The organism is Paenibacillus sp. PvR133 (assembly GCF_017833155.1).
Lineage (GTDB): Bacteria > Bacillota > Bacilli > Paenibacillales > Paenibacillaceae > Paenibacillus > Paenibacillus polymyxa_B.
The window spans coordinates 4,494,865-4,518,269 of sequence record NZ_JAFIBS010000001.1; the positions used below are offsets into that span (position 1 = coordinate 4,494,865).

General features: G+C 45.0%; 22 protein-coding genes. 1 reads left to right on the forward strand and 21 read right to left on the reverse strand.

Annotation, left to right across the window (positions count from 1 at the left end; genetic code table 11):
- Window positions 1–156 precede the first annotated feature (156 nt).
- The 19 genes from JOE49_RS19530 to metH all read right to left on the reverse strand — a co-directional run bounded on the left by JOE49_RS19530 (window position 157) and on the right by metH (window position 20,919).
- The gene (locus JOE49_RS19530) at window positions 157–1,146 is read right to left on the reverse strand and encodes a hypothetical protein (RefSeq protein ID WP_209942529.1); all 990 of its coding nucleotides are present in this window, start codon (window positions 1,144–1,146) and stop codon (window positions 157–159) included.
- A complete protein-coding gene (locus tag JOE49_RS19535; RefSeq protein WP_023988983.1) occupies window positions 1,133–1,687 on the reverse strand; it encodes a hypothetical protein in 555 nt (184 codons plus the stop codon). The genes JOE49_RS19530 and JOE49_RS19535 overlap by 14 nt, the downstream gene beginning before the upstream one ends.
- Before the next feature lies 1 nt (window position 1,688).
- Entirely contained in the window at window positions 1,689–2,084 is a 396-nt protein-coding gene (locus JOE49_RS19540) for a hypothetical protein (protein ID WP_071558656.1), read from the reverse strand.
- Window positions 2,085–2,124: 40 nt separating this feature from the next.
- Window positions 2,125–2,604 carry a hypothetical protein gene (locus JOE49_RS19545; protein WP_023988985.1) on the reverse strand — a complete coding sequence of 160 codons (480 nt, stop codon included), beginning with the start codon at window positions 2,602–2,604 and terminating at the stop codon, window positions 2,125–2,127.
- Window positions 2,605–2,655: 51 nt separating this feature from the next.
- Entirely contained in the window at window positions 2,656–4,740 is a 2,085-nt protein-coding gene (locus JOE49_RS19550) for a hypothetical protein (protein ID WP_209942531.1), read from the reverse strand.
- Window positions 4,730–6,565 (reverse strand): ATPase, T2SS/T4P/T4SS family, encoded by a 1,836-nt coding sequence (locus JOE49_RS19555; RefSeq protein ID WP_053325607.1) that lies wholly within the window; start codon window positions 6,563–6,565, stop codon window positions 4,730–4,732. The genes JOE49_RS19550 and JOE49_RS19555 overlap by 11 nt, the downstream gene beginning before the upstream one ends.
- Window positions 6,566–7,423 (reverse strand): hypothetical protein, encoded by an 858-nt coding sequence (locus JOE49_RS19560; protein ID WP_209942533.1) that lies wholly within the window; start codon window positions 7,421–7,423, stop codon window positions 6,566–6,568. It abuts the gene before it with no gap.
- Window positions 7,420–8,133, reverse strand: a complete 714-nt coding sequence (locus tag JOE49_RS19565; protein WP_028541721.1) for a hypothetical protein — start codon at window positions 8,131–8,133, stop codon at window positions 7,420–7,422. The genes JOE49_RS19560 and JOE49_RS19565 overlap by 4 nt, the downstream gene beginning before the upstream one ends.
- Before the next feature lie 22 nt (window positions 8,134–8,155).
- Window positions 8,156–9,142: an SAF domain-containing protein gene (locus JOE49_RS19570; RefSeq protein WP_209942535.1), complete on the reverse strand. Its 987-nt coding sequence runs from the start codon at window positions 9,140–9,142 to the stop codon at window positions 8,156–8,158.
- A 39-nt stretch (window positions 9,143–9,181) separates the two neighbouring features.
- The gene (locus tag JOE49_RS19575) at window positions 9,182–10,675 is read right to left on the reverse strand and encodes a serine/threonine-protein kinase (protein WP_081326442.1); all 1,494 of its coding nucleotides are present in this window, start codon (window positions 10,673–10,675) and stop codon (window positions 9,182–9,184) included.
- Window positions 10,676–10,856: 181 nt separating this feature from the next.
- Window positions 10,857–11,915 (reverse strand): 23S rRNA (cytidine(2498)-2'-O)-methyltransferase RlmM, encoded by a 1,059-nt coding sequence (locus tag JOE49_RS19580; protein ID WP_075155058.1) that lies wholly within the window; start codon window positions 11,913–11,915, stop codon window positions 10,857–10,859.
- Between the two features lie 22 nt (window positions 11,916–11,937).
- The gene (locus tag JOE49_RS19585; RefSeq protein WP_209942537.1) at window positions 11,938–12,711 is read right to left on the reverse strand and encodes an ABC transporter ATP-binding protein; all 774 of its coding nucleotides are present in this window, start codon (window positions 12,709–12,711) and stop codon (window positions 11,938–11,940) included.
- Window positions 12,708–13,022, reverse strand: coding sequence for a thioredoxin family protein (locus JOE49_RS19590; protein WP_023988994.1), 315 nt, complete (start codon window positions 13,020–13,022; stop codon window positions 12,708–12,710). Before JOE49_RS19590 ends, JOE49_RS19585 begins: the two co-directional genes overlap by 4 nt.
- Entirely contained in the window at window positions 13,019–13,357 is a 339-nt protein-coding gene (locus tag JOE49_RS19595) for a cyclic-phosphate processing receiver domain-containing protein (protein ID WP_209942539.1), read from the reverse strand. Before JOE49_RS19595 ends, JOE49_RS19590 begins: the two co-directional genes overlap by 4 nt.
- Before the next feature lie 72 nt (window positions 13,358–13,429).
- A complete protein-coding gene (locus tag JOE49_RS19600; RefSeq protein WP_028541726.1) occupies window positions 13,430–14,278 on the reverse strand; it encodes a deoxyribonuclease IV in 849 nt (282 codons plus the stop codon).
- Window positions 14,268–15,086: an Fpg/Nei family DNA glycosylase gene (locus tag JOE49_RS19605; protein ID WP_028541727.1), complete on the reverse strand. Its 819-nt coding sequence runs from the start codon at window positions 15,084–15,086 to the stop codon at window positions 14,268–14,270. Before JOE49_RS19605 ends, JOE49_RS19600 begins: the two co-directional genes overlap by 11 nt.
- A 70-nt stretch (window positions 15,087–15,156) precedes the next feature.
- Window positions 15,157–16,005 (reverse strand): TIGR01457 family HAD-type hydrolase, encoded by an 849-nt coding sequence (locus JOE49_RS19610; RefSeq protein ID WP_081384262.1) that lies wholly within the window; start codon window positions 16,003–16,005, stop codon window positions 15,157–15,159.
- A gap of 464 nt (window positions 16,006–16,469) precedes the next feature.
- Window positions 16,470–17,399, reverse strand: a complete 930-nt coding sequence (rnz, locus tag JOE49_RS19615) for a ribonuclease Z (protein WP_028541729.1) — start codon at window positions 17,397–17,399, stop codon at window positions 16,470–16,472.
- 79 nt (window positions 17,400–17,478) lie between these two features.
- Window positions 17,479–20,919 (reverse strand): methionine synthase, encoded by a 3,441-nt coding sequence (gene metH, locus JOE49_RS19620; protein ID WP_209942541.1) that lies wholly within the window; start codon window positions 20,917–20,919, stop codon window positions 17,479–17,481.
- Window positions 20,920–21,200: 281 nt separating this feature from the next.
- On the opposite strand from metH, the gene JOE49_RS19625 reads away from it, so the two are divergent.
- A complete protein-coding gene (locus JOE49_RS19625; protein ID WP_209942543.1) occupies window positions 21,201–21,743 on the forward strand; it encodes a 1,2-dihydroxy-3-keto-5-methylthiopentene dioxygenase in 543 nt (180 codons plus the stop codon).
- 99 nt (window positions 21,744–21,842) lie between these two features.
- Here JOE49_RS19625 and JOE49_RS19630 read toward each other — a convergent pair whose 3' ends face one another.
- Together JOE49_RS19630 and JOE49_RS19635 are read right to left on the reverse strand one after the other, a co-directional pair.
- Window positions 21,843–22,637 (reverse strand): HAD family hydrolase, encoded by a 795-nt coding sequence (locus JOE49_RS19630; protein WP_023989002.1) that lies wholly within the window; start codon window positions 22,635–22,637, stop codon window positions 21,843–21,845.
- A 155-nt stretch (window positions 22,638–22,792) separates the two neighbouring features.
- Entirely contained in the window at window positions 22,793–23,302 is a 510-nt protein-coding gene (locus JOE49_RS19635; protein ID WP_023989003.1) for a hypothetical protein, read from the reverse strand.
- Window positions 23,303–23,405: the final 103 nt, after the last annotated feature.

Below are 23,405 nucleotides of genomic sequence, written 5' to 3' on the forward strand. Positions count from 1 at the left end.
CGGCGCTGCCGACTGTTCTTATTTCATATGCATTTCGTTTCTTTCAAAGCTTTATTGTAGCACATTCTGCAACCATATCGGAATATGGAAAACAGCGATTTTTAAGGTTTTTGATATGGATCTGCCTAAAAAAAGAAAAACCACCCATGAAGGTGATTATTTTAAGCCATTATAACATTTGTACTCAAAGTATCCCGCAGCTGCTGCAGATTTTTCATCCGCAAAACGTTCACTCGCTTTAAAGGGAGCTGGACATGAATCTCTATAAAAATATTTCATCCCAGTATCTGGTTCTATGCCGCCTATAATGTCTTGCTTTCTAACGACTCTCCCACCACCAAATCCATAGTTATTGTAATACCTGTCTCCGACCGGAATGCCTTGGATAAACGCGATCAGACCCACATCATCTACTGTGTTGTACCACTCCTCTTGCGGAATGAGCGGTAGCGTGAACGTATAAGTTATGCCGTTACGTGCAGCTTTTTCGTTATGGACATTAATAATTCGCGCCAGGTCCTCTTGGACGCTGCGAACGATGGTGGAACGACGTATTTGCTCAAAAGTTTCTGAATTATTCAGTAAAGATATAGGGGTCTGGTCCTGAAGTTCCTTTTGAAAGCCCTCCACCCACCTGTGATTCCGCGCATCATATGCGTGCACATAATTATCCAAGGTGAACCCCACACTGTTGCCTACTGAATCAACATAGGCATATGGCTTTTTTTCGCTCCATTTGGGACCTATGGCAGCTTGTCCATGCTCGTCGGTATAGGCTTCTGAAGTGAACGCATAATAACCGTCATAATCTAGAATTACAATGGCTGGTATGTAATCCAATAATGCACGTTGTGCTACTATATCCCCATCAATGCCTACATTAAGAAAAAGAGTGTGCAGGAACGTGTGCAGCGCTGCTTCTTTATCTACACGAAAAAACTTATCCGATCCGTATCCGGCCTCGCGTTCTTGACGTTCATTCTGTGAGAGCATAACCCCTGCATCCTGAACTGCGATACGGAGAGCCGACGTATATTTCATTTCTAGCTGCTGCACTTCACGCTGATTCTGGACCCGTAAGTCACTAACTACACCAAAGGGCAAAAACAAAAGTATAAATATGACTGCAAAATCAGTAATCTTCATTCAGAACCATGCCCCCGTAAGAAGCTGTAACTGCCGGCTTTCCGCTATCTGCCCCACCGAGAAGCCATGATTTGTACAAGTCCGCAGGAGTCCGATTCGTATTATGTAGCCGGACCGTAAAATAATCCCCGGCCATCAAGGTATACCGACGTGGCTGATCTGATTTTGGCTGCTGATTGTCAGGAAACAGTACAGGTAAGATTTGCGGATTATAGTACCCATCATATACAGTTTCATAATTGCCCAGAAAACTGTCTGGCTTCGCGGCATCTGCATAGTCCGGTACATACTTTTTGTGCATATGCTCCAAGTCAACTTCGTACATATTGCCTGTCAATTCCAGATCACGCATAAAATCGTTATACATCGTCGGTGTAATGTAACCTTTGGTTCTTACCATATCAACAAAACGTACAGTTGAATGATATGTATTTAACCCGGATATATTTTCCTGCCGTTCAGCAGCTTGAGCTGCGGGTACGATGTACAAAAGCAATACAGCGATCAGCGCCCCTAGCAGCTTGGATATTGTTTGAACCACTTCATTCCTCCCCCAATTTCTCAAAACGTACAGATGTTATGTCCCCATTCCCATTACGCTGTGGGTATATGGAATATAAAGAAGAGGCATCTAAGGTCGATACATCAGGCTCAAACGGTTCAGAATACGCATCGTACTCTGTCCCGTCGACATGAATCGAAATCCCCTCCTGTAAGTTCATGCGAATTGCCTGCATTACCTGAGTCCCTTTTATCCGTTCCGGCAACCCCACCCCAGCAGTACGGGCTATTCGCCCTTCAGAATGCTCCTCCTGCTGTGATCTTAATTCCAGTGCACCATCCAGCTGGCTGGACAAGTCTGCTGCCGTTACACATGCGGTTATGAACAGAATAACTGACACACCAAGCCGCAGCATGCTTGAAGCGTGATCAGACATACTCTCATCCCCCTTATGAGTATTATCTTTACTGTAGTGCTTAGGACTGGGTAAACAACAATCCACGGACAACGTTCGATTTGTCCTTGACGATTTCAGCCTTGAATTTGCCACTTGGATTTACGTATTCATTCTCTTTCTCATTAAGCGTATTCGTGATTTTCCCAGTCTTATCACTGCCGCCATTCACGGCGCCATACTGTTCACTGTCTGGGCTAATGTTCAGAGCATTACCGTACCACTGGCCTGCCATATTTTTGCCGGTTTTAATCTGAATGCCGAATTGGTCCTTCCCCTGAAACTTCCGCAGCGCATTGGTCACCTGGGAACCGCTAATCGTTGTGCCGTCATATACCGTAAAAGAGGCCTGAGACAATTCGGTCTGGATATCAGCAAAATTGTTTTGTGCCGTTTTAGTCGCCTCCTGGGCTGAAATAAACAGTATAACTACAATCGTAATTAGAGCGATGGTCAAAAATATCCCAGCGGCTACCTTTAAAGCTGTTGATGCGTTATTCATTATTTTTCTCTCCTTAGCTTGTTATTTTGTATTAGTCATAATAGAACTTTTTCACTGAATTTTTTGTATTTGCTCATAATAGTTATCCATTTGAACAAAGCTCATACCGATCAACGGAATCACCAAATATAAAAAGATAAGACCATACATCGGGGCAAAACCAATCATCCTTCCCCAGATAGCCTTGCTGTCTATTATTTTTTCATACTCCTGTTTTCTTTGTTCGAAATAGTAGGACATATAGGATTCCAAATCATCGAAGGCCTCTCGAATCGTAATTTTACCCAAAGACAAATGGAGCTTGTCCACTAGACGTTGAAATTCCGGCAAAGGTGCCTCTTCTTTTAGCAAGTCGAGAGCTGCCTCTGGCCCGTGTTCATAATGAAGCAAACATTTTTGCAGAGGTCTTTTGAATATAACTGAAAATCTGTTCAGCCACTCCAATATCTCCTCGACAGACATTCGTTCCATAACCCGTAAAATGGAAATAACCGTTTGAAATTGATACACCTCATGCCTCATATCCAACCGACGCATTTTTCGTTGCAAATATAATAAAAGCATAGGCATTTGATAGGCTACATACCCAACAATCAAACTAATCAGTACTTCCCACCACTTGATGTATTCATCATTCCAATCTTTCAGCTTTTGGAGGATACGCCGAGTATTTGTGGATAGCTGTTCAGGAGTAGCAGTTCCATTAGCATTATGCTCTAAAACAATGTACGTTTGTTCGTATGTGCTGTTCGCCCTCATGTTCAGCGAATGCATGATTTTGCGATCAATCTCACTCTGCTTCGAAGCTTCTTTTTGCTCCACCGGACTTAAACGTCCAAACATTTGACCTGATTGTACTGGGGCGTGAAGGATATGCGTTTTCTCAGCTTCATGTAAAAAAAATATCGTACTGATGCTGAGCACCAATCCTACGATAAAAAGAGCCATTCTGCGTATGTAGAGCCACTCCAGCTTAACATCTGCACCACTTTCCTTTAATAGACGGGTTATTTGGAAATAAGAAGACATATGCTGACGCGGAATTAAAGAATCCACCACATTACGAATGATGGGAAAACGGTATAGCTTCTGCTCCCAAACCCTCCGGCCTCTACCCGCACGATATCCTGTCTCATCGGTCTGTTGCAGTTTCTGTAACAGGAAATAAGATACGATTATCACAATATAAACGGACAATTTCGTTATATAACCCAATTTTCCCTGATAAAACTCATCCATGGATGGAAAGCTGGATCTCGCCCATGTCTCGATTGGGGTCGTAAAGAAAACAGGTGCCAGTGCGATCACGTTTAGACTTTTTAACAGATAGTCCAGTTTATTTCTTCGCAGCAACTCCAACTGGATTTCGCGTGCGAGACTGCCGAGCCCCTTCAAATAAATGGAGCCCCCCTCATCAACCCGGTCACCAAACTCCATTACCATATATGAGATACCGGCAAAAGCTTTTAAAAATCGATTAGGAGCCGACTCATAGTATCTTTCCAATGCTTCGTGCGGATCAACATCTGTTAGCGCCTCATGGATGAGTCGTGCGTGTCTCCCAGCCTCTGCCTCCGCTAAATCGGCCGCTTCGGATATGGCTTCCTCCACCATACCGTGCTGATGGTAATAATGACGTACATTGGCGAATAATTCGATCATCTGTGCAAGTAGCCTTTTTTCCATCCGGCTAATTGCCATATCCAAAATAAGACTGTTGATTACCACTCCGCATAAAACAGCCAATATAGCAAACTCTATTCCTGGCTTCATCATGACCAGCACAACGCCACTGCAAGCAAAAGCCCCCCAGATGAACAGTGTCATCTTCATGGTCTGTAGGCGAAGTTTGTACTCATCGTAGGCATGCTGACCAGCTAGTCGCTTACGTACACTCGTGATGTATCCAGATAAAAAAGGCACCTTCATACACAGCGTGTACAACTTATGCAGTAAGGCTTGCAGCTCACGTTGAAGTACCGCTTTTCCTTTGCGACCTTCCTGAACAGAATGAATTCGTCCTCTGCGAACTGCATGACTACTGCGCTTACGCAACCCCCACAAAACTATATATAGAAGCGCAAAGCCCCCACCTGATATTAGTAAAATCCATAATAAAATTTCTTTAAGACTCATAGTCTTCCTCCCAATAGCGGGTCAAAAAACTGCGGAAATCTCTGGCATCCTTTACATTCATCTGCTCACACATTTCTTTTGCACTTTTGGCAGTAAGGGGCTCCATCGGTATATAGCTTCCGTTCCGATATTCCATAATGTGGCGATAACTATAGCTCGTTGAAACATTGGAGCCTGCATCCGTATGATCCGGGTCACGCGGCACACATTCTGTGATCCGTTCGATGTAGCGTCGCCCTTCCGCATCACGTTTGAGATGCACATCAAAGTTAATGACATGAACTACCTGTTCCTCAGCGATGCCTTCATGCTGAAATACTCCTGTTTTGAGCAATGAATTACGAAGTGAAAACACGAGATCACGAAATGTTTTGGCATGATGAGTAAAAATGGTGAACAGACTGGCAACCTGCGACATTTGAATCATCCAAGCAGCTACTTCATCACTTGCTACTTCGCCTAGGATATTAACGGTTCCATCTGTTTTTTTCTGCAAGTCAAGCCCTTGTTGTCCTGAAATATGGTCCGTTTCTCGAAAGGTAAGAATGTTACGGCGACTGTAAATGCTGCGTAGATGCAGTTCAAAGGCCATTTCTTGAACACGAAGCGTATACGAAGCATAAATATGCTTGACCATCGCCATTAACAACGTTGTCTTACCTGAACCCTGCGCGCCTGTAATAGCAGTAATCCGGCTGCCTTTCATTAAATAAGAAAGTAGCTGGATTGGAAAATCAGCATTCTGTCCCTTAATTAACTGTTCCAGCGATGCGCTTTGAATATCGAATTTACGGATAAAGAAAGCCCACGATTCTGAGAAAGGAGGGCGCACCACCACTACCCGTGACCCATCTTTCATTTCGTTGACCTTATAACCATTCGCTTCGGAAAGCTGTCCCGGGTAATTGTATTTATAAATATTTTGGCACACCCTTTTAAGTTCACGCTCAGATCCGAAGGAAAGGAACGAAAGATGGATAGTTTTACCTTTATAAAAGATCCATACGCTCTCATAACCATTGGCAGTAGGCGCAGATGTTTGTTCAAATACATACCCATCCGAAGGCCAGTCTGATGATGCAGGAATCCCACCTTCCGGCATACCACTGACGCCCCCACTTACACCGTCGATCCGCTGGTCACGAATATCATCAATGACGGAAAAGCCTTTGTAATGCTGATAAATCCGCTGGACAATAATATCCACTTTCTCCAAAAAGGAAAGAGGGCGGTACTCACAGTCATAGATATAACGAATATCCTCTGCGGTAACGAGATAACTTCCATCTTCTTCACCTTGCTGTGAATACCTCATTTCGGCCAAGTCATAAGTATCCAGTAAACGTGATAGTGCATCAGCGCCAAACTTCTGCTGGTATTGGTAAAATATAATTTCGAATTGATCCTGTATGCTAAACAACTCAGGTCGGGAGAATGGCATAACAATATCGACAATTTTCTCGTTTAAGCCGTAACCGTTAATCAGAAGCTCAGCCATCAGATTTTTAACAAAACGTTTATCACCCATGCTGCCATTGGCACAGTCCTTTAACGCCCTGCGTAGTTCCGCCCTTTGATGGATACGCCGTCTATATTCCTCTTCATGCAATCCGGCATCCGCCATCTGGCTATGACTTAGTTCATGAAGTGCATTTTTGATATACTCTATTAATGTTTCGAATGTGGCATCTTCGTTCTTTTTTTCTACCCGAAGGGTTGAATGTCGCGAGTGAAGATTCCCTCGGTATTTAACAATAATCAGTACGATGCACATCAGTACTATACAGGTAAGAATCAATCCGTTGATCATTTGAGCGGACAGCATTTAAGCGCCCCTCTCCAAAGCCTTGAGCCGAAGATCGGACTCTGCCGCCTCCAGAATAGCTTTGCTGATATGCCGTATACTCTGCGCCCATCTCACGGGCATAAAAAGCTTGCGGTGCTGCTCTTTTCCACTTCGCACCTCACGCTGCACATGGCCGATCACATCCCTGCGGTTCCATGCGTCCATAAATCCGGTGCTATAAGGGACTGTATACAAAGCACCTTTGTAGCCATATCTCCTGCGAATATTCGTTTCATTCACTTGAGAATGCACATCATATTTCCCAAGTACAATCAATAAGGATAACGATGAATAGGTAGATAACGGAGACACAGATTCAAAATAAGCGTCTAACTCTCGCATATTCTGAGTGAGTGAAAGAACGGCCAGTTTGGCTCGTGCACATGCTTCATGCTGTACAGCCCCCCACCCTGCTCCACTTCCTGCATCAATCAGCGTTAAATCATAATATTGATTCGCTGTATCTATTACTGCCCGTACAAGCCCTGGAGATAGTAACGGCGGTGCAGCTCCAAAGCTGGAGGTTCCCTCAAGTACATCCAAAGTATGTTCGAGTACAGGCGTCGTATAATTACGAATATTTTCTTTAGACAGTGTCCCTCGCAGAACTAAACGTGCGGCAGCATCCCAGCCCCCTTCCTGAAGCTGTAGGGTTGGATCGTCCATACCATACTCTTGTATAGGTAATCCTGATTCAATACCGGTATATTTACGACCCAAATGAGTCAATAATAGTCTTCCTCGATATAGATTGCCTATGGTAATTGCTATTGCTGCCGCCAAAGAGCTACTTCCACTAGCCCCCTTAATGGGGCTCCAAAACAAAATGGTACTCATGCTCTACTCCTTTCCGCACGCTTTAGCGCACGACGACTCACTTTTAATTCCCAACTCATCCATTCCCCAATACAACGGCATAATTGTTTCTTATACATTCTGGATAGCGGTTTTAGTAGTAGCTGTTTTTTATGCTCATTTTCCAGTTTCAGAGCAAGCAGCCCCTCATCCCATGGCAGTACATATGGCTCTTGCTGCCAAGAAGCTGGGAAATGGTTCATGTATTCCCACAGGTACGGCTCCTCCACACCACAATCCACAGCCTGTAAAAAAAGCTTGTGAAATACAAGATCTTTAGGAAATTCAGGTTGACTGAATAAATGCTCAAGCCAATTCTGTCCGTTATGCATTAGCATGCGGCTATAATCACTGACCCAAACTCGCAGTTCTGCCCTTTTCCAAACAGAAATGGGGCAAAAATCAGGTAACTCTACATCCAAAATAACAATGTCATAAGCCTGCTCTGCCTTCTGATCAGCCGTCATACCTATATGCAGGTCTTCCCATGCTGTAAATCCAATTGCTACATCAAAACCACTAAACTGCGTAATGGGAAGTGGTTTGTCAAGCATTCCTATGCTATACCGATACCGTCCCCGCAACGTAGCATCCACAAGCAGTACCTGTTGGCCGGAAGCTGCTAATATGCTGCTGATGTATAACAAGGTATCGCTTTTGTCACAAAGCCCGGCAAATATCCATGTTTTCATACTTCCGTTCCTTTTCTCTCATTTATTTGGCATACGGATCAGAGCTTCCGTCCTGCGTCAGAATCTTTGTTTGTTCTTGATGATCCTGCTCGTTCTCATATTCATTTCTTGTATCATCAATTCCGCTTGCTGGGTTTTCTATAGTAGCACCCGCATGCTGGGCTGCAATTTCCTCACTCAGACTCCTTTCCACGGGTGTTGAAATCACACTGTTTGATGAATTAATTGCATTTTCAAGGGAATCCCGCAGCTGCTTGGACAGCTTTTGTTCAGCAATGTGTATCAAATTCGGATCACTATTCATTAACGCTAACACATGCGCATTAGACGGATAGGTTGGGATTGCTTTGGGCTGAAATTGGGGATCGACATATGTCAGAGCATAAATGGATGCTTTATGCAGATAGGCATCAACAATCGCGCTCGAAAGCGATAAAATTTCCTGCTCATTCAAAGTGACCCAGACAATTGGACCTTCCAGTCGGGAAATCTTCTTTTTGGATAATAGAATGTAATCCTGACCTGTTGGAAATTGAATGCGAATATCCACTTCGTCCCCCGACTTCAGGCTGTTGGGTAGTACCACCACCTTTAGCTCACGGTTGCGTAAATCTTTAGGTGTGGGTTCATCAGCAGTTATCATAGCCGATGTAAGCACAGATCCTTTTTTAAGCTCAATCTTGGCTGTGGTTCCGGAAACTTCACTTTTATCTGCCAGCAAATTTGATGGAGCCTGAGAACCGGGAACTTTAATTCCCTTCAAATCATTAGATGCAATCTGTTCACCTGGAGAAATGTCACGGACAACCACCCAGCCTTTTTTCGCGGTTCGTTGCTCCTGTTCATACACTTTCCATTTCAGTTCTGCCTCTACCTCAGCCTGTTTCCTGACCTCATTCATTTGATGGATATTAACCATAAGGTAGCCGGCAAAGATAATGCCAACAATCCCAGCGCCAATGCAACCGGCGTATAGTTTTTGTTTACTGCTTTTTCTTAGCTTAGACACACAACTTCTCCCCTGCCTCTTTTGATATATACCTTCTATCTAGCGCCGTCGCTTAAGGAATACGAAGCGTCTTCTCCGGGTATCTGGAATGACTCCGCGAAACAGCTCGTCCAACACCTGATCCATCTCATCATCCGGTTCGAAGGGGTCTGAGTGGAACGGTAGAGCAAATACTTTATCGTGATCCAGCTCCTTACGAAGCCTGCGGGCCGCCTCCGAGGTTGCCAATGGCAAGCAGTAATTCCATTTGTGCTGTGGATGGCGCTGAAGAGATCGGGCTAACCCTGCTATATCCTGAACTCTCCATTCGGCCCCTGAGCCAACGACGAGCGGATAATCGGCTCTCAAGAATTCTTCCAGTCGTTCATTGTCCTGCCCACTCCCCAGGTCCAGTACGATAAATCTATAGGAACCACCCAACAAAGAAATGACATCCGCACGAGATGTTTGTCGCCAGTAATGTACTCCATCGACTTCAAAACGCCGACTTGAACTCGATTGTCCAACAGATGTGCCTTCTACGACTTCTTGAAGTCGGGCAAATGCTTTGGCTGTGCTGTGCAGCTCAACCAAAGCTACGGAGCGGGACCTTCGAGCCAGATAGTGGCTTACCGCAATTGCTGTATGCGTAGCACCGGAGCCGGCAGATACACCCAGTACAGCCACTACCCTTGTACCTGCATAATCCATTGAGGCATCATTAACGGAAATTCCTTGTTGAGCAGGCTGAAAATCAGCACTGCGCCGCAGTTCTCCAATGACCTCCCCGGCAGATTGAAATCGTTCCTCAGGATGCTGACGCAGCAGTTTTCGAATCACTGGGATCAAATGGCGGGGCAATTCTCCGCGAATATACCCTTCTACTCCCGCAGTCCACTCGCTATATTTGCCTCCTGTACAAAGATACAATAGCAGCGCTCCCAAACTGTATAAGTCTGAACGAGCATCCGTCTGACCAGCTCCATATTGCTCCGGAGCAGCGAAGCCCACTGTGCCCAGCTTTACCGTATCTTGATCCAGTTCAGCCTTATAGCTCCTCGCTATTCCAAAATCAATCAGTATAAATTCCATTTCCGGTGTCAGCATAATATTCGTTGGTTTCAGATCCCGGTAAATGACTGGCGGTTGACGGGTATGCAAATAGTCCAACACATCCAGTAGCTGCAAAGCGAATGGGACGATTTGCTCCTGTGGAATATAGCCTTGGTAGCCCTTCATGTATGCTTCCAGCGTAATTCCTTCGATGTAATCCATGACCAGATATACCGCACCAGATGGAGGATGCTCAAAAAAATCAACAATTCTCGGTAAACGTGGATGGCTTAGGGAAATCAGCATCTCTGCCTCCGTGCGTACAAGCTTCATCACTTGTGGCCCGGCAACCGACTCCTTCACCGCCCATTGCTTGCCTGGCAGTTTTAAATCCTCTGCCATGAACACACGGCTCATTCCTCCCGAACCCAATGTGCGAACAATACGGTACCGCTCACCGATAATTGATCCGAATTCCAACTGTGATGGTTGCTTCATTATTCTCCTACCTCCTTTCTCAAGCAGACAACGCAAAAAAGGGAAAGCTGCCGCAAAATCAAATTTCCATGTCGTCATGAAAACCGTTTTCGCGGGATGCTTTCCCTTGATTTAAACGTGATTATTATTTTTTAAGGAACAATTTGGATTTATTATATAGCACACCTGTATCCATTGTAAAGTATTATTTTCCATACTTGATCATGTACAGGGTGATCTCATCTCGGTTATGGAATAGCTGCTTAGCTCGCTGAATCTGCATGCCGGACTCTTCAAATGAAGCAATTACATCATGAATGAGCGCCAAGGGCTTTTTATGCATTAGCTTGACCGTAACGATAGCAGTACCACCACTTCGCAAACTATATAGTAAATCAGTAACGAGCCTTGCCATTTGCTTAGGACTCCAGCTCATATCACAAACCAGCAGATCGAACGAATTCTCTTTAAATTTGACTTCACTTGCATTTTTACGCAAAAAAGTCAGATTGGCGTACTTCATCAGTGATGGCTCCATCTTTGCCGGATCAACCGCTGTAACTTTCAGTCCCCGTTCCAGTAAGAAGGAAGTCCATCCACCCGGTGCTGCCCCAATATCCAGTCCCTGATGGAAAGCGGCAAAATCTATGCCGAACGTTGCTTCTGCTTCCAATAGCTTGAATTTGGCACGAGAAATTTGTCCATCTTCTTTTTGAAAACGAACCGCGCCTCCGCTCCAATCCGATAGATTGTCCTCAGGACGCGATACACCTGCATACCACGTATCTGTATCTGCAAAAACGGACACAATAACATCGGCGCCTTGTACTGTCTGCTCCATAGGTAGATCACTTAATTGTTCACTCAAAGCCTGCTTGAGCGCACCTGCGCTTTCAATCCAACTGCTATTAGATCCTTTGCGCACTTGTAAAGAAACACGTTGATCAATCAGTTCCTTGCGGTTACGGATGAATGCAACCAGACGCTCCTGTACCTGAACCAGGTCCGTTCCTTCTTCCTGAAAATGAACAGGAAATAAGTGACGTAAAAACATCGGCGGCTGACCTGTAATTGTCCTCACTGCCTCAATTTCTTCCGCAGGTAATGTAGCCAGAAAAATTTCACCAGGTAAAAGCATCGTGCTTTTAACAGAGCCAAATATTCTTCTAAGCTCCTCTTGAGCATAGGGTGCAAAACCGTGATTGGCTGTACAAACAAATCTTGATGATGACAAAGTAGATTCACTTTGTTCATCTGTACTGATATATAGTTCCTCCAAAATAACATTACCCTCCAGTGCACACCCGAATCCAGGGGCGTTCTCCATCCCAATCCAGCTCAACCGGAACTTCATATGTGTGCATAATCAATTCTTTCGTTAAAACTTCCTTTTTCGGGCCAGCTGCTGCGACCTTACCATCACGAATCAATGCAACATGCGTAAAGAGGGGGACAATCTCCTCAATGTGATGAGTCACATAGACCACTGATAACTCCCGCTTGCGGAGCCGATCAATCTCGACCAGCATTTTTTCCCGCTCAAATAGATCCAACCCGGCACAAGGCTCGTCCATAATTAGCAGACGAGGTTCTGCCATCAGTGAGCGGGCCAGCATCACCTTTTTACGTTCTCCTTGAGATAACGTCCCCAGCGGGTGATGAATCAAGTCCCCTAAATTCATACCCTTCAGCAAAGATATGGCCTTTTCTTTTGCCTCTGTCGGAATTTCCTGATAAAAGCGCAAAAAAGCATACGCACCTGTAGCGACCACTTCCCAAACGGGATCTTTTAGCGCCAGCTTTTCCAACAAAGTCTGGCTGATATATCCGATTTGTTTGCGAACTTCCCGCACATCACATTGACCATACAGTTGCCCAAGCACTTCAACCGTACCACGACTTGGAAACATATACCCTGTCATCATTTCCAGCAATGTTGTTTTACCGGAACCATTGCGACCCAGAATAGCCCAATGTTCACCTTCTCGTATGTCCAGGCTTACATCGTCCAAAATCCGTCTTTCTTCCCGCTGCAATGTAATGCTCTTCATGGATATCATTCCATCACGCTCCTTATTTTGCTCAGCAAGTGTTCTACAGATTCCATTTTGTAGATGATTTCAGGATTTTTGTTTTCACCATTATATATAAGAAGCGCGGGAACACTGGATATCCGGTACTCCTGTACCAGTTCAGGAATATAGTTAATGTTGCTCTGCACCACTGCTTCTTCAGGGAGCAAATACTCTGCTACCTCCAGCATTTTACGGGCAGCCGCGCATGTTCCACACATGGGAGTGTACACAAACAAAGCCAGCTTGCATCCCTCCCATATGGCACGGCGCACCTCTTTTTGTCCGATCTCTTTCATCGTTCAGACCCTTTTCTGATCTCTCGCATACGTTCCTCTGGTATGGGCCCGTTATGCACGGTGACTCCCTCTGGCTTATTCGCATAGAGTAGCTCGTACATGGCTCGCCGCCCCTCTGGACTGGAAGAATGCAAGTAAATTTCACGTGGATATAACCGTTTCCCTGCGATAGCAGCAGCCACATCCTTTCCCGTAGGCTGACCTGGACCCAAATCATAATCTAGCGATAGTATTGAAATAGGGTTTTCATGAAGTAGCAGCAGGCACTCATCCGCATCTCTTGCCAGCTTAAAGCCCGGAGGACAAGGCCGATAATCGTCCATAAACAAATACATCAACTTCTCCTCCTTTTTCCCATAAATGCAAGCTCACAAGCCTCAAAGATAGTTATTACCAATCAGACCGATTTACTCCCAGCTTAGAATCATTTGAATATCCTCCTGATGTGTCCCATCAGGTCCCGTCCCACTCTCCAAAACGATAGGAATACCTCTTACAGCATCCTGATCTGTCATCCAACGCATTCCTTGAGTACCAATGTAGCCTTGTCCCACACGGGCATGTCTGTCTTTTTTAGAGCCATATGGGTATTGAGAATCGTTCAAATGAACTCCGCACAGAGCTGACCAATAGCCGAGACGATTCCCTTTTTCGATCAAAGCCTCGTCCATTCCACCGTTCCATAATCCCGCTGCATACGCATGACAAGTGTCCAAGCAAAAGCCGATACTGTCAGGATTCTGGCACAACTGACGGATTTGCACCATTTCCTCAAGCGTGGTTCCCATGGGCCCGTGATCCCCCGCCTGATTTTCAATCAATATTTTAGCTTTTCCTTGCCAGCCTTCCAGCACATCATTAAAACAGTTAATAATGTTACGATAGCCCTCTAGTGGGTCTGACGAATGCATATGCCCAAAATGAACGACGATCCCTTTTGACCCACAGGCTTCAGCAATATCCAGATCATTGCGTAATGAAGCAATCGTCAGCTCATAAAGTTCCTGGCCACGCTCGGACCCATTAGCCGGATTAACGGGATATGGCGAATGAGCAATGGATTGAAGCTGGTGCTCTAAACAGTAAGCGTTGCAAGCAGCAGCATCAGTAGCACTCCATTCCTTCAGCCTAAGACTACGAGGATTTTTCGGGAAATATTGAAATGAACGTCCCCCCTGCTCTCGCGCACGCATAGCGGCTTTGGAAAAGCCACCACGCGTACTCACATGGGAGCCGATGAGCAATTTAGGCATCATGCTGCTGTACCGGGCAATAAAATGCTTTTTTCCCCGCCAGTTCAACCCTTACAATTTTTCCGCCACTTGGAGATTCTTCTCCTTCGCGGTCATATACTCGACACTGATGATCAAATCCACCTGTTAGCGTGTCCCCCTCCATTAGAGGCATTTCCATGTACCCGCCTTCCGCAGTAGCTTCACGTAGTACGGATTGAGTGGCATGATATAGCTTTTCCACTTTTTCTGGCGACTGCACAATGTTTTGTACTTTGGAACCCGGTGTAAATCCGGCGATATAAGCAATTTCGTCCGAATAACAATTGCCAATACCCGAAAAAATCTGCTGATTCACCAGCGTTGTTTTCAAAATCCCCCGGCGTCCCTTCAGCCGTGCTGTAAACTTTTCCAATGTCATGCGGCGGTCTAACGGATCAGGTCCCAGGTCTGACAAAGCCTCCTCTGTTTCTTTAGCCGTCAGCAAGTGCAGATAACCTAAGCGCAGTCCGATAAAATAAAGCTTTAATCCACTAAAATCTAATTCGATCTGAACTGTACGATCTGGACGCTGCTCCTCCGTTCCCAGATATAACAGTCCTCCCAACATCAGATGAAGTACGAGCCGCCCGCCCGTGTTTAAATGAAAAATCAAATGCTTGCCTCGACGCTCTAAATATACAACGGTCGTTCCCAGCAATTGCTTCTCAAACGTTTCCACTTCAGTATTAATGGACTTTTCACGGCTAACCGTCACTCCAGTAATCGGAATGTCCAAAATTTGTTTTGATAATAAGATTCTATAGTTTTCCATTTCAGGAAGTTCCGGCATATCAACATCTTTCCTTTCGTAGCTACATAGCTTTTAATTCTCGCAAGTTTTGTAAGACATATACTTTCTATTATTTCAGCTCTTCTTTCATCCAGTCCTGCAGTTCAGCGAGATTTTCAAACATCAGGTCAGGTTTCACTCCAACGGTACGCACATGTTCATCCATATTAGCGCGGGTCGTCACGCCCGACAGGATCAGAGCTGTTTTACAACCTGCTGCTGCACCTGCCGCAATATCTGTAAGCATATTATCGCCCACAACCAGTGCTTCATCCGCCCTAATGTTTAAGCGGTTCAGCGCATAGTTCATCAATACGCTTGAAGGCTTGCCGATGACAATAGGCTTTACCTGTGAAGCCGCTTCAATTGCAGCTCCAATCGTACCTGCACCTGGCGTTAGCCCATCATGTGAAGGCAATTGGAGATCCGGGTTTGTCAAAATAAAAGTTGCTCCTTCCCGAATCCAACGCATGGCAGCGGCCAGCGCATCATATGTAAATTGACGATCTATCCCCTGCACCACATAATCAGGATGGTTCTCAACAAGCTGCAAACCGGCTCCTGTGAGTGCATCGCGTAATCCTGTTTCACCAATACAATATACACGAGCTCCAGGACTTTGCTGTGCAACATATTGTGCAGCTGCTAACGCCGAAGTATATACTTCATGGCTGGCCGCTTCAATTCCCATACCAACCAAATGCTCAGCCACCGATTCGGGTGTGCGTGAAGCATTGTTTGTAACATAAGCATAAGGTATCTGGTCTGTACGCAATCGGGATATGAACAGATCCGCACCCTTGATCATCCGATTTCCATGATAAAGTGTTCCATCCAGATCAATTAGTAACGATTTTATCGCAATCCCCTCCCCCACTTCAAATCCATTCACATCATAGCATTGAAAATTATAATTCATCCCATGAACGATGTTCTCCTTCTTATTTAACCACCTTAATTATTCAGGTCATTAAATAATCGGCCGTCTCCATTCATCTCATCTATCTTAAGTCAAAAATGCTTATGAAGTCCATGAATTGCTGGTAAACCCTCCAAAATGGCGCCATTCCTCGCTAAAAGCCGTCGCTTTCACATGACATAAGTTCACTTCTTCGTCGAAATCCATCGAAGGAGCTATTTCCTCAAAGGAAATCTCCTGTATTTCCTGGTCATACTCAAGAAATAGAATCCTTTAAATTCGATATATAGAAACTCGAATATGACACGCCTCTATATGTGGTAGAACAAATTCATCCCCCACCACCGTGTACGGGTTCTCATCTCTTGTCGCATCCTGCGCTTTCCCGGAAAATAATTTGGGTGAAAAACAAAGGCACCGGGGCAAGCCCCGGCACCCATGAACATATCTTCTCCAATCGTTTATTAACCGATATCAGGTACCGATAACAACACATGCTGCTCCGCAAGCAATGAATTGGGAAATATGCTTCGCGCTTCCTCCAGCAATGGCTGAAGCTGCTCCTGATCTTTATACCTAGAACTAAAATGCGTCATGATTAGCTGACCCGCACCTGCTGCTTTTGCAGCTTCCGCTGCTTGAAGCGCCGTACTATGATGATACTCGTATGCTGTATCTGACAGTTCATGCAGAAAAGTGGCTTCATGAACGACGACAGTTGCATCTTGAGCCAGCACTACCGTATTCGGACAAGGTCTCGTATCCCCTAAAATCGTGATGATACGCCCTTTTTTCGGCGAACCCAGTACATCCTGAGGATGCAAAATAACTCCACCTTCTACCTCCACGCTTTCCCCACGCTTTAACTTACCGTACACCGGGCCGGGCTTAATACCATATCGCTCCAACAGCTCTTGGTTAAGCTTACCGGGCTTATCCATCTCTACAACTCGGTAGCCATAGCTGTCGATCCGATGATCCAGTAAAGCTGACTCCACCCGGAATTGACCGTCATCAAACAGAACCCCGCCCGTATGCTCCACAATATGTAGTTGGTAATTGATACGCGATTGGCTGATCCCTAAAGATAGCTCGATATATTGCTGGATTCCAGGCGGTCCATATACCGTCAGTGGTGTCGTTCCCCCCTGATACGCCCTGCTCGACAGCAGTCCCGGCAGACCGAAAAGATGATCCCCATGCAAATGGGTGATAAATATTTTTTCAAGTCTGCTTAGTTTGAGCGGCGAACGCAATACCTCTTGTTGAGTGCCTTCGCCACAGTCGAACAGCCACATGCTTCTTCGTTCTTCCAGCAAACGAAGAGCGATGGACGTTACATTTCGCTGAATCGTAGGCACCCCTGCATTTGTACCGAGAAAATAAAATTCCATAACATTAACCTTCTTCCTGCTGACCAGCAAAAAACCTCCGAAGCTCGGAGGGTATTTGCTATCCTATCTGATAAAGGTGTTAAACCTTTTCGACGTTAAAATACTGCGCCTGAGGGTGGCTGAACACCATGGCTGATACAGAAGCCTCCGGTTCCATCATAAACCCTTCCGTCAGCTCAACGCCAATATCCTCAGGTTTTAACAACTGGAACAACGGCCCCTGATCCTCCAGATCTGGACATGCCGGATAGCCAAAGGATACCCGTATGCCTTGATATCTGGCACCGTGTCGCTGTTTCATTGTCATATCGGCAGGGTCTGGGAACCCCCAGCTATCCCTGATAATATGGTGAAGCCGTTCCGCTAACCCTTCTGCTACTTCGAGTGCTACCGCTTGAAGTGCATGCGAGCGCAGATAATCCCCTTTATCTTTCCACCGGGTAGATATCTGCTGAATCCCATGACCAGCTGTAACGACCATGAAACCTACATAGTCCATAACCCCGGATTCCACTGATTTCAAGAAATCAGCCAGACATAGATAAGGCTCTACCTGCTGGCGCGGGAATGTAAATGTGTGCAGTACCTTGCTCACATCCGACGGATCATAGATCAGAATTTGATTTCCTTGAGACTGCGCTGGAAAGAAACGATACATAGCATGTGCCTGGATGATTCCGTCCGTCACAGCTTCAAACATGATGCTGTCCACGGTTTCCTTCAACTGAATCGCTTTCGGATCTTCCGAAGCCAGCAGCTGCTCAACATTGCCTTTTAAACCAAGATGATGCCCCATTAGCATCTGCATATTCACATAAGGCAAAATATAATTCAGTGGATAATTACGCAGTACATGACGATCCGTATCTGGTGGAATATAGACGGGCAGATCCTGAGCAATGTTAGAGCGCACAGCTCGAGTGAGCTTAGGGAGCGGCTTGGCTTCCACGACTATTGCCGCTTCAGCCTCCCGCTCAGCCTCCATGTCCTCAGCCATTTTTTTGCGGGACTCAGGATTCATAAGCTTGTTGGCTATATCCAGCCCATCCATAGCATCCTTTGCATAGGCAACCAAACCATCATACTCAGGACGGATACGATTTTTAGTGAACTTACGTGTTAAAGCAGCTCCACCAACCATTATTGGAATATCAATATTCGCATTTTTCAAATCCTGTGCGGTCAGCACCATTTGTTGTGCCGATTTAACAAGCAGTCCGGATAAGCCAATCATATCGGCCTTTTCTTCACGGTAAGCCTCAATAATGCGTTCTGGTGGTACTTTTATACCCAGATTCACGATATGGTAACCATTGTTGGATAGAATAATCTCCACCAGATTCTTACCAATGTCATGCACATCACCTTTGACTGTAGCCAACAAAATCTTACCTTTTACTGAGGATTCATTCTTCTCCATGAACGGCTCTAAATAGGCTACGGACGCCTTCATCACTTCAGCGCTTTGCAGCACCTCCGCAACAATCAGTTCGTTATTGTTAAACAGTCGTCCTACTTCCTCCATCCCCTTCATCAGCGGGCCGTTAATAATCTCCAGCGAAGAATATTTCACGAGCGCTTGCTCCAGATCCGGAATGAGTCCCTCCTTACTTCCCTCGACTACATAGGAAGCCAGTCGTTCTTCGAGCGAAAGGTTTGATATCTTTTCTTTTTTCTCCACTTTCTTGTTACGGAAAGCTGCTACAAAAGCGGATAAAGTATCGTCATTTGTTTTATAGATCAAGTCTTCCGCAAGTTTCCGCTCATGCTCTGGAATGGATGCATAACGTTCAAGCTTCTCAGTGTTTACAATCGCATAGTCCAGACCTGCTTTGGTGCATTCATATAAATAGACGGAATTGAGCACTTCACGACCCGCTTCCGGCAAACCAAAAGATACGTTACTGATGCCCAGGATGGTATGCACCCCGGGAAGCGCTTCTTTAATAATGCGAATGCCCTCAATGGTTTCCTTAGCTGAACCGATATATTGCTCATCACCTGTTCCTACTGGGAATACGAGCGTATCAAAAATTAGATCCTCCGCTGCCAAACCGTAACGGTTCACCAACAGATCATAAGAACGTTTAGCTACCTCAAGCTTATCCTCACGTGAAATAGCCTGTCCGCGTTCATCAATTGTTCCAACAACAACAGCGGCGCCGTACTTATGAATAAGAGGAGCCATTTTCTCAAATTTCTCTTCACCATCCTCCAAATTAATGGAGTTAATTATTGCCTTGCCTTGCGAATATTGAAGTGCTGTATCAATGACTTTAATATCCGTGGTATCAATCACTAAAGGTACCTTTACCTTGTTTACAACCAGTTTCAAAAATGCTTCCATATCCGTCATTTCATCGCGATCCGGGTCCTGCACACAAATATCAATGACATGCGCTCCGCTTTTTACCTGAGCACGGGCAATTTCAGATGCCTCTTCATACTTGCCTTCCACGATCAAACGCTTGAATTTGCGGGAGCCCAGAACATTCGTTCGCTCACCAACCATATACGGACGATTGTCCTGTTCAATATATACAGGCTCAATGCCCGATACGGCAGGAGGATGATGACCTACCAGCGGACGCGGCTCAAACTGCGCCATACTTTCACTCATAACTCGAATATGCTCAGGCGTGGTACCACAACAACCCCCAGCAATATTCAACCAGCCTTTTTCAGCAAAAGCAGCCATTTTACGTGCTAAAGAATCAGGCGATTCATGGTATTGGCCATTTTCATCGGGCAAGCCCGCATTTGGATAACAGCTAATAGCTGCAGAGGACATTTCAGACAGAGAGCGAATATGATCACGCATAAACTCTGGACCTGTAGCACAATTCAATCCAATCGAAATTGGGTGCAAGTGTTCCAGTGATATGCAAAAGGATTCGATATTTTGTCCGGCCAACGTCGTTCCCATAGGCTCAATAGTGCCTGAAATCATTAGCGGAAGCTCGATACCTGTCTGCTCAAAAGCTTGCCGAATTCCGATGCTTCCAGCTTTGACGTTAAGCGTATCCTGTGAGGTCTCCAATAGCAGTACATCGACCCCGCCTTCAATAAGCGCCAAGGCCTGCTCTTGATAGCTGTCAATCAGCTCTGCAAATGTAACACCACCTGTGACAGACAAGGTTTTCGTGGTTGGGCCCATAGCTCCTACTACAAAACGAGGCTTGTCCGCAGTGCTGTATTTATCCACCGCGTTACGCGCCAGTTTGGCCGCCACCAGATTAATTTCACGGGCACGTTCGGGTATATCGTAATCCGCCAAAACGACGGATGTTGCTCCAAATGTATTCGTTTCAATTAGGTCTGCTCCGGCCTTCAAGTATGCTTCATGAATCCCTTGAATGACATCCGGTCTCGTTAAGACCAGCATTTCATTACAGCCCTCCAGCTCTTCCCCACCAAAATCATCGGGGGAAAGGTCTTCCTGTTGAATCATGGTGCCCATGGCCCCATCAAGAAGGAGTATTCTTCGTTGTAATGCATCCTGCAAGCTAACTTTATCCAAATTTCTTCACCCCCGCAAAACGTTAAATCCTAGTTTAGCAGAAACCGTATCATTTAGATAGATTGAAGTAAAAACATACGTTTTATACAGGTTGTTCTTTGTAAAAACGACTTCTCTAATCCATTTTTATAGTTTGTAGCATTAAAGAACGCACTTAACCCTGCATCCTTTAGCTATAGTCATTTGCATTATAAAAGGTTGAAATCCTGTATTGTACAACGTTTCAAGACATGGTATTCTTTATACAGCATTAATCCAAGTGGAAAAGAGGGGATAGATATATGGCCGAAATCTTAATACGTAATACGAATGAACGAATTAGCGGTGAAGAACAAGTACGTGAATTTCTGGAGAGTCACGAGATATTGTATGAACATTGGGATGCTTCCAAATTGTCTGGGGAGCTGCAAGAAAACTTTACCTTAACAGATGATCAAAAGGGCGCTGTTCTCAAAACATTTGAACCCGAAATCAAGGATTTAGCCGCACGTCGCGGATATAAAATATGGGACGTTATCACTTTATCTGAAGCAACGCCGAATTTGAACGAGCTGCTGGCCAAGTTTGAGCAAATTCACACCCACACCGAGGATGAAATCCGTGCCATTGTCGCTGGTAAAGGCATCTTCATCATTAAAGGCCCAGAAGAGATAGGCTATTTTAACGTAGAGCTTTCACCGGGGGACGTTATCTCCGTACCTGAAAATATACCTCACTTCTTCACTTTAATGGAGAATCAAAAGATCGTCGCAATCCGCTTGTTCATCGAAGAAAATGGCTGGATTGCCGAACCGTATGAAGATCCAACCTTCATTAAAGCATAATTACGAATTTATCCTTGTGTGAATAAAAAAACTCCCTCTGCTCTGTAACAATAGCGAAGGGAGTTTTCTTAATACTCGTTTCTAAAGACTATTGATTTCTTACTTTAACGATTGAATAATTCCGTCCAATTCAGACAGATGCTTGATTTGGAACTTCGGCTTGATCTCTGTGGTATTGGTTTTAGTGTTTCGGTTCACCCAGACCGAGTGTACACCTGCTGCCAACGCTCCTTGAATATCAGTCGTCAGTTTATCTCCTACCATTAAAGCATGTTCAGGCTCAATACCAAGAAGCCCCAAAGCATGCTGGAATATAGACGGATCAGGCTTGCCTCGACCAAATGAACCTGAAATGACAACATGATCAAAGAAAGGAGCTAATTGAGGAACTCCATCCAGTTTCTCCTGTTGTAGATCAGGGGAGCCATTTGTCAGCAATAACAGCTTGTAATGTCCCTTCAATTGTTCTAGAATCTCGAACGTTTCTTCATATACATGTGGACGCGCGCGTCTTTCCGAAGCAAATTGGGTAGCCAGCTTTTCCGCCAACTTCTCATTATCTATCCCTAGTTGCTGGAGTCCTCTGCGCCATGATTCCTTTCGATAAACAGGGGCCAACTGTTCCAATTGGCGGAATTCAGGTTGCTCACCTGCTGTAAAATTCGCCCACAATCCTTCAAACGGATTAATGCCGATCATTTGAGTAAAACTAAAGGTTTCATAGGATTCATACAAAGCGCGTGCTTCCTTACGTACGGCTTCCTCCAGAGTTTTTGGATCAACGCCTGCTTCACGGGAGCCTGTTTGACACGCTGCATCAAATGCCTCTTCTACACTACGTTCATCCCACAAAAGGGTATCATCAAGATCAAACATTACCGCCTGAATCGTCATCTGAATTATCCACTCTCTTTCCACAGTATATGTACGCCTATTTGCTTGATTAAGCATTTGAATCGTTATGTGTGCCCATATTAAGCAAGCGGCCGCAGCATGTTATATGAAATAACATCATACGGCCTTTGTTACAGAGCTACAGGCTAAATCAGTTATTTCTTGTCTACCTGTATCTGATTGGATAGCGCAAACTTCTCAAGTCGCTCTGCAATGGCATCCGTGTCATAGCGACCTAATGATTTTGTGAAAATAAAATTACCACCCTTACCTTTTCTTTCAACGGTTACGTAACCCTTTTCAATCTTGATGGCTTTCATGTCCCCTGCCGTCATTGGACGTTCTCTACCACCTTTCAGCATATAGAGAGTATCCTTTCCCACTTTCAAATAAGGACGACGGATGAAAAAGATAACAGCCAGCATCAAGTACAGGCCGAATACAAGCCAATCCATCCCTCGCATACCGGTCTTAGTCAAAAAGTAACTCATAAGCATGTACAATACAGAAAGACCAGCCAGCATAATTGGCACAGTAATGTTACGGCCACGGAAAATATCCATTGTAGAACCTGCGCCGCTAATGGTTTGAATGCCTTGCTTTTTGCGCGATTTATTTAAATGCGCTGTGTTTTTGCGTACTTTTCTTTCAAATGATCGGGCCATCTCTCAATTCCTTCCCAGATATATTACATTAAAACAATTGCCTCAAAGCTGATCTATATAGATACCATAAAAGGTACCTAAAACAAAAGGCAAATTGCAGGCT

Excerpts from the sequence above, each read along its gene's own strand:
- JOE49_RS19530 (WP_209942529.1), bottom strand. The coding sequence starts at position 1,146 with ATGAAGATTACTGATTTTGCAGTCATATTTATACTTTTGTTTTTGCCC.
- JOE49_RS19540 (WP_071558656.1), bottom strand. The coding sequence starts at position 2,084 with ATGTCTGATCACGCTTCAAGCATGCTGCGGCTTGGTGTGTCAGTTATT.
- JOE49_RS19545 (WP_023988985.1), bottom strand. The coding sequence starts at position 2,604 with ATGAATAACGCATCAACAGCTTTAAAGGTAGCCGCTGGGATATTTTTG.
- JOE49_RS19550 (WP_209942531.1), bottom strand. The coding sequence starts at position 4,740 with ATGAGTCTTAAAGAAATTTTATTATGGATTTTACTAATATCAGGTGGG.
- JOE49_RS19555 (WP_053325607.1), bottom strand. The coding sequence starts at position 6,565 with ATGCTGTCCGCTCAAATGATCAACGGATTGATTCTTACCTGTATAGTA.
- JOE49_RS19560 (WP_209942533.1), bottom strand. The coding sequence starts at position 7,423 with ATGAGTACCATTTTGTTTTGGAGCCCCATTAAGGGGGCTAGTGGAAGT.
- JOE49_RS19565 (WP_028541721.1), bottom strand. The coding sequence starts at position 8,133 with ATGAAAACATGGATATTTGCCGGGCTTTGTGACAAAAGCGATACCTTG.
- JOE49_RS19585 (WP_209942537.1), bottom strand. The coding sequence starts at position 12,711 with ATGATATCCATGAAGAGCATTACATTGCAGCGGGAAGAAAGACGGATT.
- JOE49_RS19590 (WP_023988994.1), bottom strand. The coding sequence starts at position 13,022 with ATGAAAGAGATCGGACAAAAAGAGGTGCGCCGTGCCATATGGGAGGGA.
- JOE49_RS19595 (WP_209942539.1), bottom strand. The coding sequence starts at position 13,357 with ATGTATTTGTTTATGGACGATTATCGGCCTTGTCCTCCGGGCTTTAAG.
- JOE49_RS19600 (WP_028541726.1), bottom strand. The coding sequence starts at position 14,278 with ATGATGCCTAAATTGCTCATCGGCTCCCATGTGAGTACGCGTGGTGGC.
- JOE49_RS19605 (WP_028541727.1), bottom strand. The coding sequence starts at position 15,086 with ATGCCGGAACTTCCTGAAATGGAAAACTATAGAATCTTATTATCAAAA.
- JOE49_RS19610 (WP_081384262.1), bottom strand. The coding sequence starts at position 16,005 with ATGAATTATAATTTTCAATGCTATGATGTGAATGGATTTGAAGTGGGG.
- rnz (WP_028541729.1), bottom strand. The coding sequence starts at position 17,399 with ATGGAATTTTATTTTCTCGGTACAAATGCAGGGGTGCCTACGATTCAG.
- JOE49_RS19625 (WP_209942543.1), top strand. The coding sequence starts at position 21,201 with ATGGCCGAAATCTTAATACGTAATACGAATGAACGAATTAGCGGTGAA.
- JOE49_RS19630 (WP_023989002.1), bottom strand. The coding sequence starts at position 22,637 with ATGACGATTCAGGCGGTAATGTTTGATCTTGATGATACCCTTTTGTGG.
- JOE49_RS19635 (WP_023989003.1), bottom strand. The coding sequence starts at position 23,302 with ATGGCCCGATCATTTGAAAGAAAAGTACGCAAAAACACAGCGCATTTA.